Here is a 14,758-nt window from a genome sequence, read left to right as displayed (position 1 = left end):
ATGAGCGAATCGCAACTGACTCCAGCCCTCCCGGCCCGGGTGGGTGTCCTGGGCGGTGGCCGGATGGGCGCCGGGATCGCCCATGCATTCCTGGTCAAGGGCGCCGACGTGCTGGTGGTGGAACGCGACGAGCAGGCTGCGGAGGCGGCACGGGAACGGGTGGAATCCGCGGCGGCAAAGAGCATCGAGCGCGGGGCAACGGACGCAAACCTGGACGAAATGGTCTCCCGCCTGGCCGTCGGCGTGGACTATGACGCCTTCAAGGACCGCCAACTGGTGGTGGAAGCCGTCCCGGAAGACTGGGACCTGAAAGTTACGGCGTTGCGGGGCATCGAGGAGCGGCTGGCGGAAGACGCCTGCCTGGCATCCAATACGTCCTCGCTGTCCGTGAACGGGCTCGCGAAGGAGCTGAGGCGGCCGGGCAATTTCCTGGGGCTGCATTTCTTCAACCCGGTGCCCGCTTCCACGCTCATCGAGGTGGTGCTGGGCGAGCACACCTCGCCCGGACTCGCTGTGGAGGCGAAGAGGTGGGTGGAGGCACTCGGCAAGACCGCCGTCGTCGTCAATGACGCGCCGGGGTTCGCGTCCTCCCGGCTGGGCGTTGCCATCGCGTTGGAGGCCATGCGCATGGTCGAGGAAGGCGTAGCCTCGGCCGAGGACATCGACAACGCCATGGTGCTGGGCTACAAACACCCCACCGGGCCGCTCCGGACCACGGACATCGTGGGCCTGGACGTCCGCCTGGGTATCGCCGAATACCTGCAGTCCACCCTGGGTGACCGGTTCGCACCCCCGCAGATCCTGCGCGATAAGGTGGCCCGCGGGGAACTGGGCCGCAAGACCGGCAAAGGCTTCTTCGACTGGCCCAGCTAGCGGCCGCCCGCGTTAGTCGAAGAAGCCCACGATGTAGCCGATGAAATACAGCAGGCAGAGCAGGACGACCACCCCGATGATGGCAATCCAGAGGAACTGCGTGCCCTTGCCCGGCCCGCGCTCCTCCGTGCCATGGGGCCCGACCGTGGATGCTTCGCCCGGCGGGGTTTCGCCGGGCGGAACGCCGCCGCCGGGCTCCAGACCGGTGATCTTGTCGTCTTCCGGATCCGGATTGGTACCTGACACAATGACTCCCTCGCTCGCCGTCCACGTGCTTGCCCAAGCGTAACCGGCACCGAACCGGTGGGCCTAGGCTGGTGCAGTGACTTTCCTTGAACCCCTTACCCTGACCGGCCGGCACGTAATCCTGGAGCCGCTCGCGGAGGAGCATCACGACGGCCTGGTGGAGGCCACCAGGGATGGTGAGCTCTGGAAGCTCTGGTACACCTCGGTGCCGGCCCCTGATGGGATGGCCGCCGAAATCAGGCGGCGGCTGGCACTGCAGGACCAAGGGTCAATGCTGCCGTTCACCACCCGCCTGATCGATGCGGAAACCGGCGGCCCGGGCCGCATCATCGGCATGACCACCTACATGAACATCGACGCCGCCACGCCCCGCGTGGAGATCGGCTCCACGTGGAACGCGGCCTCCGTGCAGGGGACCGGAACGAACCCGGACTCCAAGCTCCTGCTGCTCGGGCACGCCTTCGAGGCCGTGGGCTGCCCGGCGGTGGAGTTCCGCACCCACTGGCTGAACCACCAGTCGCGGGAGGCCATCGCCCGGCTCGGTGCCAAGCAGGACGGCGTACTGCGCAGCCACTCCCGGACCAGCGACGGGAACCTGCGCGACACCGTGGTGTTCTCCATCCTGGACCACGAATGGCCCGCCGTCCGCGCCGGGCTCGAGTACCGGCTGGACCGCCGCGGCCCGGCTGCCCGCTGATGACGCCAAAAGTCTTCCCGTGCGGCATGCGGCTCCCAGCACCGTGTGATTAGCTGGGCGGATGAGCAAACGGGGCGGGCCCATGAACTGGGATGGAGCTGTCAACGCCTGGCACATTTCGGGCGGCATCTACCGGATGGGTCGGCGTGAGTGGCTGACGGCGTCCGGGTGGCGGCAGGTGTTCGACGACGGCGTCCGCACCGTCGTCGATCTCCGCAACGCAGCGGAAGGCCGGCGCCGGGACACCGACCCGGTGGTCCCGGACACGTCCATGCCGGACATCGACGTGGTCCAGGCGCCCACGGAAGAGGCCGGTGATCCGCGCTTCACCGCCATCACCGGGCCGTATTTGAACGACCCCGGGCATTACGCCGTGAACGCCCGCCTCTTCCCGGAAAAGCTGGTGGGCGTCTTCCGGGCCATCGCCCACGCCGCACCCAAGGGGGATGTCCTGCTGCACTGCGCCGCCGGCCGGGACCGCAGTGGAATGGTGGCCGCCATGGTCCAGGACCTCGCAGGCGATTCCGACGAAGCGATCGCAGAGGGCTACCGGCGGGCGGCACGCGGCATCAACGAGAGGTACCGCACGCACGGGCCGCCGCACAGCCGCGAACGCTACCTGGCCGCCGGTGAACTCGAGCCCTTGCTGGAACAACGGGGGCTCACCGTGGCCAGGTTTGTCCGGGACCTGGATACCCGCCACTACCTTCTGGCCAACGGCCTCACCGCAGTAGAACTCGAGGCTGTCCTGGCCTGTTGCCAGGACAGCGTAGATACAATGGGACCAGTGTGACGCATGTGACCTGAGATACTGTTGTTTCCTCGGTCACGTTGACCGGCAGAGAGACGGACATGAGCTCAACAGCAGCACCGAGGAAAAAAGCTTCAATGGCGCATGACCTGGGGTTTAGTGCTGTCACGCTGCGGCGGGGGCTCGCCTTGGGCGCCGCTGCCGGCGTGCTGGCATCCTCCGCGTACGCAGCCGTTCCCGCTTTTGCTGCCGGTGAATCGTCCCCCACTCCGGCCTCGCCGAGTCAGGGTACAGCGTCCCCCAGCCCGGCTTCGGGAACGACAGCCCCGGCGTCCCCGGCGCCGGCACCAACCGCACTTTCGCAGGCCGCCCTCGACGACGCCGTGCAGCGGGACCTCAAGCTCACCCCCCAACAGTTCGAGGCTGCCGGACAACTCGGTGCCCAGGCAGCGCAGGCGGCCGTCCAGCTGCGCCAGGTCCCGGGCTACGTGGGAATCCGGATCGAGCATGGATCAATTACGGTCAGCGGTTCAGGACGTGAGCTTAAGACCGCCGTTGCCGCCCTCGCCGGCACTATTTCCGGTTTGTCCCTCGAGGCGCCCGACGCCGGCACCAGGTCCGAACTGGCGGTCAGCACGGAGCAGCTCTTCCAGGCCTATCTCCGCGACGTTGGGCCGCAGGGCCTGCAGGCGGTGATGTACGCCGGCGGAAAGTTCGTGATCAGGACGGGCGGGATCAATGCGCCGGAGGCATTGTCGCCAGAACCAGCGACGTCGTCCTCGCCGTCGGCAGCGCCGTCGCCCTCGCCGTCGGAGTCGGCCTCGCCGGGGGCCGGAAAGGTCACTCCGGCCCAGTTCGTGTCCCGCTATGCCAACGTCGAGCTCGACGGCGGTACGCCGCTCAAATCCGAGGCGGACGTCGCAGGCGGCATCGGGTACCAGAGCGATATCGGCTATGTGTGTTCCACCGGTTTCTCCGCCTTCGACCCCACAGGCCTGCCCACTGTCCTGACCGCGGGGCACTGCGCTTCGGATGGTGCCGCCAAGACAGCCACCCTGGAGTTCCAAGGCGTGCCGGCGGGCCTGCTGGGGAAGTTCGGCTTCAGCCAGTTCGGCGGCCCGGGGAACACCCGCGTGCTCGACCCCACCACTCCCATCGCTCCGGACCAGACGGCGGTAACCAACCCTGGCAATGTGGGGACGGACATCTCGGTGATCCAGTCGCTGCGGCAGGACATCGATCCCCTTCCCGCGACCAGCACGTGGGGGAACCCGTCCCAGCCCGGGCCCGACGTCAAGATCATCGGATCCGAAGACCCCGTTGTGGGAATGCCCATTTGCCGCTCGGGACGGACCTCCGCCTGGTCCTGCGGAACGGTTGACGCCGTCGGCATCTTCATCGTGCCGGGCCCGGGCTACGCCTCGGACAAGAAAGACATCCGCGCGTTCAACGGGTTCCTTTCCTACGGGGTGCAGTCCAGCGGGGGAGACTCCGGGGGCCCCTACGTCAGCGGCAACTACGCCGTGGGCACCCACTCGGCAGGGGACACCCCGGACCAAAACGGCAACGTGATCCAAAACTTCGCCGTCGGCGCCACCTTACGGAACAGCTTGGCCGTACTTCCCGGCTACCAGCTGGAACTGTTCCTCAACAAGCCTTCCGTTACCGCGCCGGCGGCCGGCGGCACCTATGATTCCGGCCAAACCATCGCTGGCACCGTTGCCGCGGCCCCGGCGTCAGCCATCGCCGCCGGGTCCAAGGTCCGGATCACCCTCCAGGGCCAAGGCCCGTTCGAGGTCCCCGTGGACGCCGCCGGCAACTGGAGCTTCACCGCACCGCAAGGCAAGGATCTGCTCCACTTCACGGCCGAGACCGTCAACGGGTACAGCCGGTCGGGCACCACCACCTTTGAGTTCGCGGCCACCCCGCCGGCTCCCACCAGCCCTGCCCCGCCGTCGAGCCCTGCCCCGCCGGCTCCCACGAGTCCTCCCGCCAGCATCGCTACCGCATCCCCGTCACCCACCCAGGCCACCGCGGCCCCGTCACCGGCCCAGACCAGCCCGGCCGCCGTCGTCACGCCCCCGGCCAGTACCCCGGCACCCAGTACCCCGGCACCAAGTACTTCGCCTGCCGGCCTGGCGATCACAGGCGGCAACGGTTCTGCGGATGCGGGCGGCCTGGCCTACACCGGCGCGACGGCGTTGGTGCCCGCAGCCGTCGCTGCCGCTGCCGCGGTCGCCGTCGGGATCGTGCTTATGGTGCTGGTCAGGCGCCGGAAGCGGGGATCGGACTAGGTTCCGACAGGCTCAACCACCGGGGACGGGCTCAACCACCGTTACTTGTGGCGCCGCATCAGCAGGTTTGTAATGCGCAGGGTGCAGAGCCGCTGGCCCGCCTCGTTGGTGATCAGCACCTCGTGCGTGGTCAGTGTGCCGCCCAGGTGGATAGGCGTGGCCGTGATGGTGACCTGGCCCTCCCGTGCGGACCGGTGGTGGGTGGCGGATACGTCCACCCCCACAGCGGTCTTGCCCATGGTGCTCGCGTGGATCACGGCGGCCCAGGAGCCCACGGCCTCGCCGACGGCCAGCGAAGCGCCGCCGTGCAGCAGGCCGAAGGACTGCCGGTTTCCCTCCACCGGCATGGTGGCCACCACCCGCTCCACGGACTCCTCCAGGATCTTCACGCCCATCTTTTCGTCCAGCTCGCCCAGCGTGATTTTCCAGAGTTCATGCTGCGACGGCTGGTTGTCGCCGGAATCCTCGTGTGGGGCGCTCATTCGTTCTCCTTCGGTATCCATTTCAGTCCCGGCCTTCTAGTGTGCGGCACGGCACTTCATGTATGGTGAATATATTACCGAACGGACGGTCAGTAATGACTGTTGTTTGCCTGCCCCAGCGTTGGAAGGACCCGTCAACGATGACCACCACAGCCACAGCTCCCCAGGCCACGGTCGACACCGTGGAGACAGTGCCCAGCTTCGTCAAGGATGCCTGGTGGACGCCCGACGCCGGCTCGTCGGCTTCCGCGGTGCCCGTCCGGGATGCGAGCACAGGGGAAATCCTGGCCAAGGTCAGCACGGAGGGCCTGGACCTGGCCGCCGTCGTCGAATACGGCCGCACCACCGGCCAGGCGGAACTGGGCAAGCTGACCTTCCACCAGCGCGCCCTCAAGCTCAAGGAACTGGCGCAGTACCTGAACGCCCGCCGCGAGCACTTCTACAACTTCTCGTTCCAGACCGGTGCCACCAAGATCGACTCCATGGTGGACATCGACGGCGGCATCGGCGTGCTGTTCACCTTCGGTTCCAAAGGCCGGCGCGAACTGCCCAACTCCCAGGTAGTGGTGGACGGGCCCATGGAGGTGCTGTCCAAGGACGGCTCCTTCGCCGGCGAGCACATCTACACCCGCATTCCCGGTGTTGCCGTCCAGATCAACGCCTTCAACTTCCCGGTCTGGGGGATGCTGGAGAAGTTCGCCCCTGCCTTCCTGGCCGGCGTCCCCACCATCGTCAAACCGGCCACCCCCACCGGTTACGTTGCTGCGGCCGTGGTCAAGGCCATCGTTGAATCCAACATCCTGCCGGCAGGGTCGCTGCAGCTTATTTCAGGTTCCGTCCGCGGGCTGCTGGACGTCCTGGACTACCGCGACCTCGTCGCCTTCACCGGCTCGGCGTCCACCGCAAAGTCGCTCAAGGCGCACCCGAACGTGGTGGAGGGCGGAGTGCGGTTCACGTCCGAGACGGACTCCCTGAACGCTGCCATCCTTGGCCCTGACGCGGTGGAGGGCACACCGGAATTCGATGCGTTCGTCAAGTCCGTAGTCACCGAAATGACCGTCAAGGCCGGGCAGAAGTGCACCGCCGTCCGCCGCGCCATCGTGCCGCAGGAACTGGTTTCCGCCGTCACCGCCGCGATCGGCAAGCGCATCTCGGAACGCATCGTCCTGGGCGACCCCCGCGGCGAGGGCGTCACCATGGGCGCACTGGCGTCCGTGGAACAGTTAAGGGACGTCCGGGCGGCCGTCCAGTCCATGCTCGACGCCGGCGGTGAGCTTGCGTACGGAACCCTCGATTCGCCGTCGGTCACCTCGGCCGACGGAACCACCGGCGTGGTGGACGGCGGGGCGTTCATGGCCCCGGTCGTCCTGAACTGGGACAACCCCGAAGCGGACGCAATCCACTCGCTCGAAGCATTCGGACCGGTATCGTCCGTGATCGGCTACCGCGACCTGGCCGACGCCGTCCGCCTTGCCGCCCGCGGCGGCGGCTCCCTGGTGGCCTCGGTCTGCACCAACGACCCCACGGTGGCCCGGGAACTGGTCACCGGAATCGCTGCGCACCACGGCCGCGTCCTGATGCTGAACCGGGAGGACGCCCGCTCGTCCACCGGCCACGGATCACCGGTGCCGCACCTCGTCCATGGTGGCCCGGGGCGCGCCGGCGGCGGCGAGGAACTCGGTGGCATCCGGTCCGTGCTGCACCACATGCAGCGCACCGCCATCCAGGGCTCACCCAACATGCTCACCGCCGTCACCGGCGTCTGGCATACCGGTGCGGACCGCAACTTCACCGTGGAAACCGAAGGCGCGCACCCGTTCCGGAAATCCCTCGCCACTCTACGGATCGGCGATGCCGTCCGCTCTGACCTGCGGCAGGTCACGCTGGCGGACATTACCGCTTTTGCGGAGTCCACGGGCGACACGTTCTACGCGCACACCAACCAGCAAGCGGCGGAAGCCAACCCGTTCTTCCCGGGCATCGTGGCACACGGCTACCTGCTGCTGAGCTGGGCCGCAGGACTGTTCGTGGAACCCGCCCCGGGCCCCGTGCTGGCCAACTACGGCCTGGAGAACCTGCGCTTCATCACCCCCGTTGCCGCCGGCGATTCAATCCGGGTCACCCTCACGGCCAAGAAGATCACCCCGCGCGAAACGGACGAATATGGCGAGGTGGCCTGGGACGCCGTCCTGACCAACCAGAATGACGACATCGTGGCCACCTACGACGTCCTCACCCTCGTCGAAAAGTAGCCCGGAACGCCCGCTCACTTCCTGCGGCTTCCACCGGAACGCCCGCTCACTTCTGGCAGCTTCCACCGAGACGCCCGCTCACTTCTGGCGGCTTCCACCGGGACGCCCGCTCACTTCTTTCGGGAAAGTGAGCGGGCGTTTGGGGTTTGGGCGTCGAAAGTGAGCGGGCGTCTGGGGTTTGGGTGTCGAAAGTGAGCGGGCGTATTGGGGAGGGGCTTTTCCGGCAGCCCGGGCGTAAGATTCTGCCCGTAGGAGGTGGCCACATGAACCTTAGAATGAGCACAGCCACAACCATCCTGCCAGTCGACGACGCAGCCCGCGCCCGCAGCTTCTACACCGAAAAGCTCGGACTCCCGCACCGCGGAATGACAGACGATGGAAGCGAATTACTCGGCACCGACGGCGGCCCCATGCTGCAGCTGATGCCCGTCTCCGATGGCAAGCACTCCGAGCACACAGCGCTGAGCTTCGAGGTAGCCGACATTGAGGGGACCGTCCGTGACATGGAGGCCAGGGGCGTAATGTTCCAGGACTATGACCTTCCCACCCTGAGGACGGAAAACCACATCTGCACCACGGAATCCGAAAAATGCGCGTGGTTCATGGACACCGAGCACAACATCCTCTGCGTCCACCAGAACCTCGTGGCGAATCCGGAATACCAGGTCTAGGCGCCAAGGGACAAAACCGCAGCAGGGGAGCCCCGGTCTCATCGGGGCGCCCCTGCTGCGGTTTATGGAACGTTTGACCTTGGTGTCAGCTTTCGGCGCCGCCGTGCAGGCCGTCGTCGCTGCTGTCATCCTCGCGCCCGGTACCGTGGCCTTCTTCGCTGCGGTCCGAGAGGTCCATGTTGCCCCTGGCCTCGTCCATGGTGGGGCCTCCCGGCGGGACGCTGTAGGTGTCCGGACGGATGCCGTGGGACTGTTCCTCGATCAGGGCCTGTTCCTCACTGAAGCGGATTGCGTTGGCCTCGTCACCTGAATCACCGGCGATGTCTTCGCGGAGCTTCGAGGGATCCGGAACGATGTACCCTGCCTCGGGTTCTTCCTTTGGGTGGCTCATCTGCTTTTCCTTTCCTATCGGGTGGTATTGGTGGCGGGCCTGTCGGTGAGGTCCACCTTGATGTCCAGGCTTTGGTCTCCGCGCTTGACCTTGAAGCCTACGGTGTCGCCGGGGTTGCGCTTGCGCAGTTCCGCCAGGAGCTTCTCAGGCGTGGTGAGTTCCACGCCCTCCATGGACTGCAGGACGTCGCCGGGCCGGATTCCTGCCCGTCCCGCGGGTCCGTCCGTGTCGGCTGCGAGCACCACCACCCCGGATCCGCCCTGGATGCCCAGCTGGTCCGCAATTTGTGCCGTAAGCTCGCCCGGAGTCAGGCCGAGGTAGGCATGCTTCGCAGTGCCGCTGGCCAGCAGTTCCTCCGCCACGTCCACGGCGGTAGCGGCGGGAATGGCAAAGCCCAGCGAAACGGCGCCCGCGGACGGCGGAATGTAGGCCTCACTGATGCCGATCACCTCGCCGCGCATGTTGATCACGGCGCCGCCGGAGTTGCCCGGACTGATCGGTGCGTCCGTCTGGATCAGGTCCACCAGGGAGAGGCTGTTGGAGGCGGAGCCTGGGATGGAGCGGTGAAGCCCGGAAATGATGCCGGCGGTGGCCGTGTTCTCAAACCCGAGGGGTGAGCCAAGGACCAGGGCGCCCTCGCCCACTTTGGGCAGGTTGGTCTGGTAGGTCGGTTTCGGCAGGCCGGTGCGTTTGGCCTGCACCAGTGCCAGGTCGGTGACGGCGTCGCTTGCCTTTACGGTCCCTTCGACGCGTTGCCCGTCGGCGAAGCCCACTTCCACTGTGGTGGCACCACGGATGACGTGCTCGTTGGTGAGGATCAGCCCGTCCGCTGAGTACACCACGCCGCTGCCAAGACCGCTCTGCGTGAAAATGGTGACGACGGACGGTGACAGGTTCTCGACGAGTTGGGGCAGGTTGCCCGCCGCGGTGCCGGCGTCGCCGCCGGGTGCCGGCGTCCCGGAAGCCGGGGCGGAACTGCCCGCGGACGACGACGGTGCCGGGCTTGGGAAGGAACTGCTGGGGGCCGGAGGACTTGGCGTTCCGGTGCAGCCGCCCAGTGCAAGGCCGGCAGTGAGCACTCCGGCGGCAGCTGCTGCCTGGAGGCGGCGGGAACGCTGCCGATCACTGGCCTGGCTCATCAGGACCTCCCTGCGGGTGGTGGCTTCCTACCACCGTAGCGGGGGAGCCGGAAAAATACCAAGCACGCTTATTATCAGCGGTGATGCGTGCTGGACCAGGCTCCTATCCTTTGCTGTGCAGGCCGTCGAACGCAACGGTGATGACGTCGTCGGCGAGCTTCTCCGGCGACAGCGAACCGCCCGGCTTGTACCACTCCACGATGGAGTTGATCATGCCGAACAGCAGGCGCGAGACGGTCCGGGGATCAATGTCTGCGCGCAGCGATCCTTCGTCGCGGGCAGCCGAAATCAGGCCGGCCACCTTGTGGTCGAAGGTCCGGCGCCGTTCCAGGGCGTCCCGTTCGATCTCGGTGTTTCCGCGCAGGCGCAGCAGCAGAGTGACGAACGGCAGGCGCTCCACGAGCACGGCCACCGTTTGCCGCAGCACGAACTCGAGCCGGGCATCGGCCGCCCCGGAAGTGGCCTCCGGCTGCTCCAGGATGGCTTCAAGCCCGCCCAAGGCGTGGTCCAGCGCGAGCTTGAGCAGGTCGCCCTTGGACGGCACGTGGTGGTAGATGGCGGACTTGGAAATGCCCAGGTTCTCGGCCAGGATGCCCATCGAGGTTGCGTCATAGCCGTGCCGGTTGAAGACGTCGACGGCGATGCGCAGCACAGACTGCTGGTCATAGCCGGGGCGGCCCCGCTTGGTGCCGTTGGCGGCTGTTCCGTGGGCGGCTGGGGTATCGGCGGTGCTGGCAGTTCTGCTGGCGCTGGGCATAGTGGCTAGTTTCTCACGAACGGTCGGTAGGTCCGGGGACGGCGCAGCGCCACCGGAACCATTAAGCCTTCGGGCGGAGGTCGTAGATGCGGCGCAGCTTTCCGTTGGACCGCTCCAGCGAGCCCGGTTCCACTACGTCCACGGTGCACGAGGACCCCACGTGGATCTTTATCTGCTCCTTCAAGGTGCGGGCCGCCGTCGTGCTCTGTTCAACGGTGACGGTGTCCCGGCGTTCGATCCGGACGGTCAGCTGGTCCATCCGCTGGCCCTCGGGCCGGGTGAGCTCGAGCTGGAAGTGCGGGCTGAGTTCGGGGATGCGGAGGGCGATTTCCTCGATTTGGGAGGGGAAGAGGTTCACGCCGCGCAGGATGATCATGTCGTCGCTTCGGCCGGTGATGCGTCCCATCCGGCGGTGTGCGGGGCGGGCAGTTCCCGGGAGCAGGCGGGTGAGGTCCTTGGTGCGGTACCGGATGATCGGCAGCGCTTCCTTGGTGAGCGAGGTGAAGACCAGCTCGCCGTGTTCGCCGTCGCGCAGGACGTTCTCCTTGCCGGCCACCGGGTTGAAGGCATCGATGATCTCGGGACGGAAGTGGTCCTCCCAGATGTGGCTGCCGTCCTGGGTTTCCACCGCTTCGCCGGCGACGCCCGGACCCATGACCTCGGACAGGCCGTAGATGTCGCAGGCCTTAATGTCCATCATCACTTCGAGCTCGTGCCGCATCTCCTGGGTCCACGGCTCGGCGCCCAGGACTGCAAACTTCAGCGAGGTGGAGGCGGGGTCGATGCCCATGTGCGCCATCGCGTCGGCGATGGTCAGCAGGTAGGTGGGGGTGGCCAGGATGGCGTCCGGCTTGAAGTCCTGGATCAGCTGGATCTGGCGTTCGGTCTGGCCGCCGGACATGGGGATGACGGTGCAGCCCAGGGCTTCGGCGCCCGCGTGGGCGCCCAGGCCGCCGGTGAACAGGCCGTAGCCGTAGGCGTTGTGGACTTTCATGCCGGGGCGGATGCCGGAGGCACGGAAGCTGCGGGCCACCAGCTTGGCCCAATCAGCCAGGTCCTGCTTGGTGTAGCCGACGACGGTGGGCCGGCCGGTGGTGCCCGAGCTGGCGTGAATCCGGGCTACTTCGCTTTGCGGCACGGCGAACATACCGAAGGGGTACTCGGCGCGGAGGTCGTCCTTGGTGGTGAAGGGAAAGTTGCCCAGGTCCTCAAGTTCGCGCAGGTCGCTGGGGTGGATGCCGGCGTCGTCGAACTTGCGCTTGTACAGCGGGACCCGGTCGTAGGCGTAGGCCACCGTGTGCTGCAGGCGGCTGAGCTGGAGGGCTTCGAGTTCGTCGCGGGAGATGGTCTCTTCGCGGTCCAGGCCTGGGTCGATGCCGGCAGCGGCGGGGGTTTCGGGGGCATGCAGGGTCATGGTTTTCCTACTTCTTGGGGATGGTGCGGCTGCGTCCACGGAACTCGGCGATGAGCTCGCCCGGGGAGCTGGGGTGGGTTTCGGAGGCCGTGGCGGTGTCGGCGGCGAAGATCTGGATGTCGTACAGGCCGCTGCGCCCCGCGCTGGAGCGGCGGTCCGCGACGGCGGTGAGCACCTGGCCGCGGAATGCCGGCTTGAGGAAATTGATGTCGACGCCGGACGCGACCGTGATGGTGTTTTCCTCGCCCGGTGCAGGCTGGATGGGGTTGCACGCGAGGGCGAAGGCGGTGTCGCCGAAGGCGAAGATCATTCCGCCGTGGGCCATGCCGAAGCCGTTGAGCATTTCCTGCCGGAGGGTCATCCGGATGGTGGCGTGGCCGTCGCTGAGGGCGAGGACCTCGATGCCCATCCATTCGGAGGCGTAGTCGTTTTCCAGGATGGGGTGCGTGGCCCCGGAAAGTGTTGCTTCAGCCATGCGTCATTGCCTCCAGCTTTATTTACCGAATGTTCATTAGGTAATCCCATGAGGGGGGCCGGTGTCAAGGGTGGGCCGCGCGCACGTGTGCCCACGGGCCGCGTGTAGTGCAAGGATGGGAGGACCGGCACGAGCAAGCACAGCAAAGGGCGGACCATGGCCAAAGGCATCTACGTCAGCGCAACCACCCCTGGGTCGGGCAAGTCCCTGGTGGCCTTGGGCCTGGCGGACACCCTGCACCGGCACGCGGACAGGATCGGCTTCTTCAAGCCCGTGGTCCACGGCCCCTCCGCCGCGGACGACCCCATGGTGGCGTTGATGAAGGCCCGGTTTGCCCTGGACGATGACCTGTGCCGCGGCGGCCTGACCTATGCGGAGGTCCGCGAACTCCTCGCGGCAGGCAACCGCGCGGAGATCGACGCCCGGTGCGTGGAGATCTACGCCGACATTGCCCGGCACTGCGATGTGGTGATCGTGGAGGGGACGGACCTGGTGGGCCAGGACTCCGCCGTCGAATTCGACCTGAATGCCCGGCTGGCCAACAACCTCGCCACGCCCGTGGTGGCCGTGGTGGGCGCGAAGGGGCGGACGGTTGCCGAAACTGCCGCCGCCGTGGAAGTTGCCCGCAAGGAACTTGCCGCCGAACGCTGCTCGCTGCTGGCCATCATGGTCAACAGGGCGGACGCCGCTGACCTGGATGCCATTGCGGCGGCCTTGAAGCCGGGCGCGTCCGGCCGGCCCGTGTATATCCTGCCCGAACTCGAAGAGATCGCCCGGCCCACAACGGGCGAGGTGGCGACGGCCCTGCGTGTCCGGCAGATCGCGGGAACGCCGGATATGGAACGCGACGTCAAGGACATCAAGGTTGCCGCCATGAACGTGGGCAACTTCCTGAACGTCCTGGACGAGGGGGCCCTGGTGATCGTGCCTGGTGACCGGGCGGACGTAATGGTGGCCTGCCTGGCATCCTCCTTCTCGCCGGAGTTCCCCGTGGCGTCCGCGCTGATCCTCACCGGCGGCCTGGCGCCGGATGCCAACATCTATCCGCTCCTGGCGCAAGCGCCGTTTCCAGTGTTCGCGGCGGACGAGGACACCTACCAGACGGCGCGCCGGGTCTCCGAGGTCCGCAGCGAGATCTGGTCCGGGCACCGCCGCAAGGTAGCGTCGGCGCTTGGCCTCTGGTCCCGCCGGGTGGACGAAGCCGAACTGGTGGAGCGGCTGCACCTTCCGCGGGCCGAACGCATGACCCCGTTGCGGTTCCTGCACGACCTGATCGAACGCGCCCGCGCCCAGCGCCGCCATGTGGTCCTGCCCGAGGGCACCGATGTCCGGATCCTCCGCGCAGCCGAGATCCTGCACCGGCGGGACGTCTGCGACCTCACCCTCCTGGGGCCCGAATCGGACGTCCGCGAGCTGGCCGCAGCGAACGGCATCGACCTGTCAGGAATCACCATCATCGATCCCGCCACCTCGGAGCTGCGGCAGAAGTTCGCGGAGAAATATGCCGAGCTGAGGGCCCACAAGGGCGTGGACCTGGCCAAGGCCCTGGAGATCATGCAGGACGTCAGCTACTTCGGCACCATGATGGTCCAGCTGGGAGTGGTGGACGGCATGGTGTCCGGCGCCGCGCACACCACCGCGCACACCATCCGGCCTGCGCTGGAGTTCGTGAAGACCCGCGAGGGCGTGAAGATCGTGTCCTCGGTGTTCCTGATGCTGATGCCGGACCGGGTGCTGGTGTACGGGGACTGCGCCGTGAACCCGGATCCGAACGTCGAACAGCTTGCGGACATTGCCCTGGCCTCGGCCGAGACCGCCGCCCAGTTCGGGGTGGAGCCGCGGGTGGCCATGCTCTCGTACTCGACCGGCGGCTCGGGGTCCGGCGAGGCGGTGGACGAGGTGCGGCAGGCCACCGAACTGGTGCGTGCCCGCCGGCCCGACCTCGCCGTGGAGGGGCCCATCCAGTACGACGCCGCCGTCGACGCCTCCATTGCCGCGTCCAAGATGCCCGGTTCCTCCGTGGCCGGCCAGGCGACGGTGTTCATCTTCCCGGACCTGAACACCGGCAACAACACGTACAAGGCGGTGCAGCAAAGCTCCGGCGCCGTCGCCGTGGGGCCGGTCCTGCAGGGGCTGCGGAAACCGGTGAACGACCTCTCCCGCGGCTGCACGGTGGAGGACATCGTGAACACGGTGGCCATTACTGCCATCCAGGCGCAGGCCCGCGATGCCGGGCCGGAGCGGGCGCAGGTCCCTGCAGAGGCACCGGCGTCCTAGGGCGCCACGCACAAAGGACGACGACGGCACTTTCGCAGG

14 protein-coding genes are annotated in these 14,758 nt (G+C 67.2%); 7 read left to right on the top strand and 7 right to left on the bottom strand.

Annotated elements, in window-relative coordinates; genetic code table 11:
* The gene (locus DFO47_RS02575) at positions 1-873 is read left to right on the top strand and encodes a 3-hydroxyacyl-CoA dehydrogenase family protein (protein ID WP_133830568.1); all 873 of its coding nucleotides are present in this window, start codon (positions 1-3) and stop codon (positions 871-873) included.
* A gap of 12 nt (positions 874-885) precedes the next feature.
* Here the strand turns inward: DFO47_RS02575 and DFO47_RS02570 are convergent, their stop codons facing one another.
* Positions 886-1,119: a DUF6480 family protein gene (locus DFO47_RS02570; RefSeq protein ID WP_109045221.1), complete on the bottom strand. Its 234-nt coding sequence runs from the start codon at positions 1,117-1,119 to the stop codon at positions 886-888.
* 76 nt (positions 1,120-1,195) lie between these two features.
* Between DFO47_RS02570 and DFO47_RS02565 the strand changes: the two genes are divergently transcribed.
* From DFO47_RS02565 to DFO47_RS02555, 3 genes are all read left to right on the top strand, one after another.
* Complete coding sequence (locus DFO47_RS02565; RefSeq protein WP_133830567.1) at positions 1,196-1,816, top strand: GNAT family protein; 621 nt, start codon at positions 1,196-1,198, stop codon at positions 1,814-1,816.
* A gap of 82 nt (positions 1,817-1,898) precedes the next feature.
* Positions 1,899-2,609, top strand: coding sequence for a tyrosine-protein phosphatase (locus DFO47_RS02560; RefSeq protein WP_133830566.1), 711 nt, complete (start codon positions 1,899-1,901; stop codon positions 2,607-2,609).
* A 95-nt stretch (positions 2,610-2,704) separates the two neighbouring features.
* Complete coding sequence (locus DFO47_RS02555) at positions 2,705-4,861, top strand: trypsin-like serine protease (protein WP_133830565.1); 2,157 nt, start codon at positions 2,705-2,707, stop codon at positions 4,859-4,861.
* Positions 4,862-4,902: 41 nt separating this feature from the next.
* Here the strand turns inward: DFO47_RS02555 and DFO47_RS02550 are convergent, their stop codons facing one another.
* Positions 4,903-5,343, bottom strand: a complete 441-nt coding sequence (locus DFO47_RS02550; protein ID WP_133830564.1) for a hotdog fold thioesterase — start codon at positions 5,341-5,343, stop codon at positions 4,903-4,905.
* A 140-nt stretch (positions 5,344-5,483) separates the two neighbouring features.
* On the opposite strand from DFO47_RS02550, the gene paaZ reads away from it, so the two are divergent.
* Entirely contained in the window at positions 5,484-7,595 is a 2,112-nt protein-coding gene (gene paaZ, locus DFO47_RS02545; RefSeq protein WP_133830563.1) for a phenylacetic acid degradation bifunctional protein PaaZ, read from the top strand.
* Positions 7,596-7,870: 275 nt separating this feature from the next.
* Positions 7,871-8,266 (top strand): VOC family protein, encoded by a 396-nt coding sequence (locus tag DFO47_RS02540; protein ID WP_018761734.1) that lies wholly within the window; start codon positions 7,871-7,873, stop codon positions 8,264-8,266.
* Between the two features lie 85 nt (positions 8,267-8,351).
* Here the strand turns inward: DFO47_RS02540 and DFO47_RS02535 are convergent, their stop codons facing one another.
* The 5 genes from DFO47_RS02535 to DFO47_RS02515 form a co-directional block, all read right to left on the bottom strand.
* Positions 8,352-8,657 (bottom strand): hypothetical protein, encoded by a 306-nt coding sequence (locus DFO47_RS02535; protein WP_018761733.1) that lies wholly within the window; start codon positions 8,655-8,657, stop codon positions 8,352-8,354.
* Between the two features lie 14 nt (positions 8,658-8,671).
* Complete coding sequence (locus DFO47_RS02530) at positions 8,672-9,796, bottom strand: trypsin-like peptidase domain-containing protein (RefSeq protein ID WP_133830562.1); 1,125 nt, start codon at positions 9,794-9,796, stop codon at positions 8,672-8,674.
* 103 nt (positions 9,797-9,899) lie between these two features.
* Positions 9,900-10,553, bottom strand: a complete 654-nt coding sequence (locus DFO47_RS02525) for a TetR/AcrR family transcriptional regulator (RefSeq protein WP_018761731.1) — start codon at positions 10,551-10,553, stop codon at positions 9,900-9,902.
* Positions 10,554-10,614: 61 nt separating this feature from the next.
* Positions 10,615-11,967 (bottom strand): phenylacetate--CoA ligase PaaK, encoded by a 1,353-nt coding sequence (gene paaK, locus DFO47_RS02520; RefSeq protein ID WP_018761730.1) that lies wholly within the window; start codon positions 11,965-11,967, stop codon positions 10,615-10,617.
* A 7-nt stretch (positions 11,968-11,974) separates the two neighbouring features.
* On the bottom strand, positions 11,975-12,442 hold the full coding sequence (locus DFO47_RS02515; RefSeq protein ID WP_133830561.1) for a hotdog fold thioesterase: 468 nt from the start codon (positions 12,440-12,442) through the stop codon (positions 11,975-11,977).
* Between the two features lie 156 nt (positions 12,443-12,598).
* Between DFO47_RS02515 and pta the strand changes: the two genes are divergently transcribed.
* Positions 12,599-14,719 carry a phosphate acetyltransferase gene (gene pta, locus DFO47_RS02510; protein WP_133830560.1) on the top strand — a complete coding sequence of 707 codons (2,121 nt, stop codon included), beginning with the start codon at positions 12,599-12,601 and terminating at the stop codon, positions 14,717-14,719.
* Positions 14,720-14,758: the final 39 nt, after the last annotated feature.

Origin of the sequence: Arthrobacter sp. AG258 (genome assembly GCF_004364695.1) — a bacterium.
In the GTDB taxonomy this organism is placed as follows: Bacteria; Actinomycetota; Actinomycetes; order Actinomycetales; family Micrococcaceae; genus Arthrobacter.
Note: the sequence above shows the minus strand (reverse complement) of the source record. Positions and strands in the feature narration are given on the sequence as shown.

What these genes read in the sequence shown, in the direction of transcription:
- DFO47_RS02575 (WP_133830568.1), top strand. Translation starts at nt 1, where the DNA reads ATGAGCGAATCGCAACTGACTCCAGCCCTCCCGGCCCGGGTGGGTGTC.
- DFO47_RS02560 (WP_133830566.1), top strand. Translation starts at nt 1,899, where the DNA reads ATGAACTGGGATGGAGCTGTCAACGCCTGGCACATTTCGGGCGGCATC.
- DFO47_RS02555 (WP_133830565.1), top strand. Translation starts at nt 2,705, where the DNA reads ATGGCGCATGACCTGGGGTTTAGTGCTGTCACGCTGCGGCGGGGGCTC.
- DFO47_RS02550 (WP_133830564.1), bottom strand. Translation starts at nt 5,343, where the DNA reads ATGAGCGCCCCACACGAGGATTCCGGCGACAACCAGCCGTCGCAGCAT.
- paaZ (WP_133830563.1), top strand. Translation starts at nt 5,484, where the DNA reads ATGACCACCACAGCCACAGCTCCCCAGGCCACGGTCGACACCGTGGAG.
- DFO47_RS02540 (WP_018761734.1), top strand. Translation starts at nt 7,871, where the DNA reads ATGAGCACAGCCACAACCATCCTGCCAGTCGACGACGCAGCCCGCGCC.
- DFO47_RS02535 (WP_018761733.1), bottom strand. Translation starts at nt 8,657, where the DNA reads ATGAGCCACCCAAAGGAAGAACCCGAGGCAGGGTACATCGTTCCGGAT.
- DFO47_RS02530 (WP_133830562.1), bottom strand. Translation starts at nt 9,796, where the DNA reads ATGAGCCAGGCCAGTGATCGGCAGCGTTCCCGCCGCCTCCAGGCAGCA.
- DFO47_RS02525 (WP_018761731.1), bottom strand. Translation starts at nt 10,553, where the DNA reads ATGCCCAGCGCCAGCAGAACTGCCAGCACCGCCGATACCCCAGCCGCC.
- paaK (WP_018761730.1), bottom strand. Translation starts at nt 11,967, where the DNA reads ATGACCCTGCATGCCCCCGAAACCCCCGCCGCTGCCGGCATCGACCCA.
- DFO47_RS02515 (WP_133830561.1), bottom strand. Translation starts at nt 12,442, where the DNA reads ATGGCTGAAGCAACACTTTCCGGGGCCACGCACCCCATCCTGGAAAAC.
- pta (WP_133830560.1), top strand. Translation starts at nt 12,599, where the DNA reads ATGGCCAAAGGCATCTACGTCAGCGCAACCACCCCTGGGTCGGGCAAG.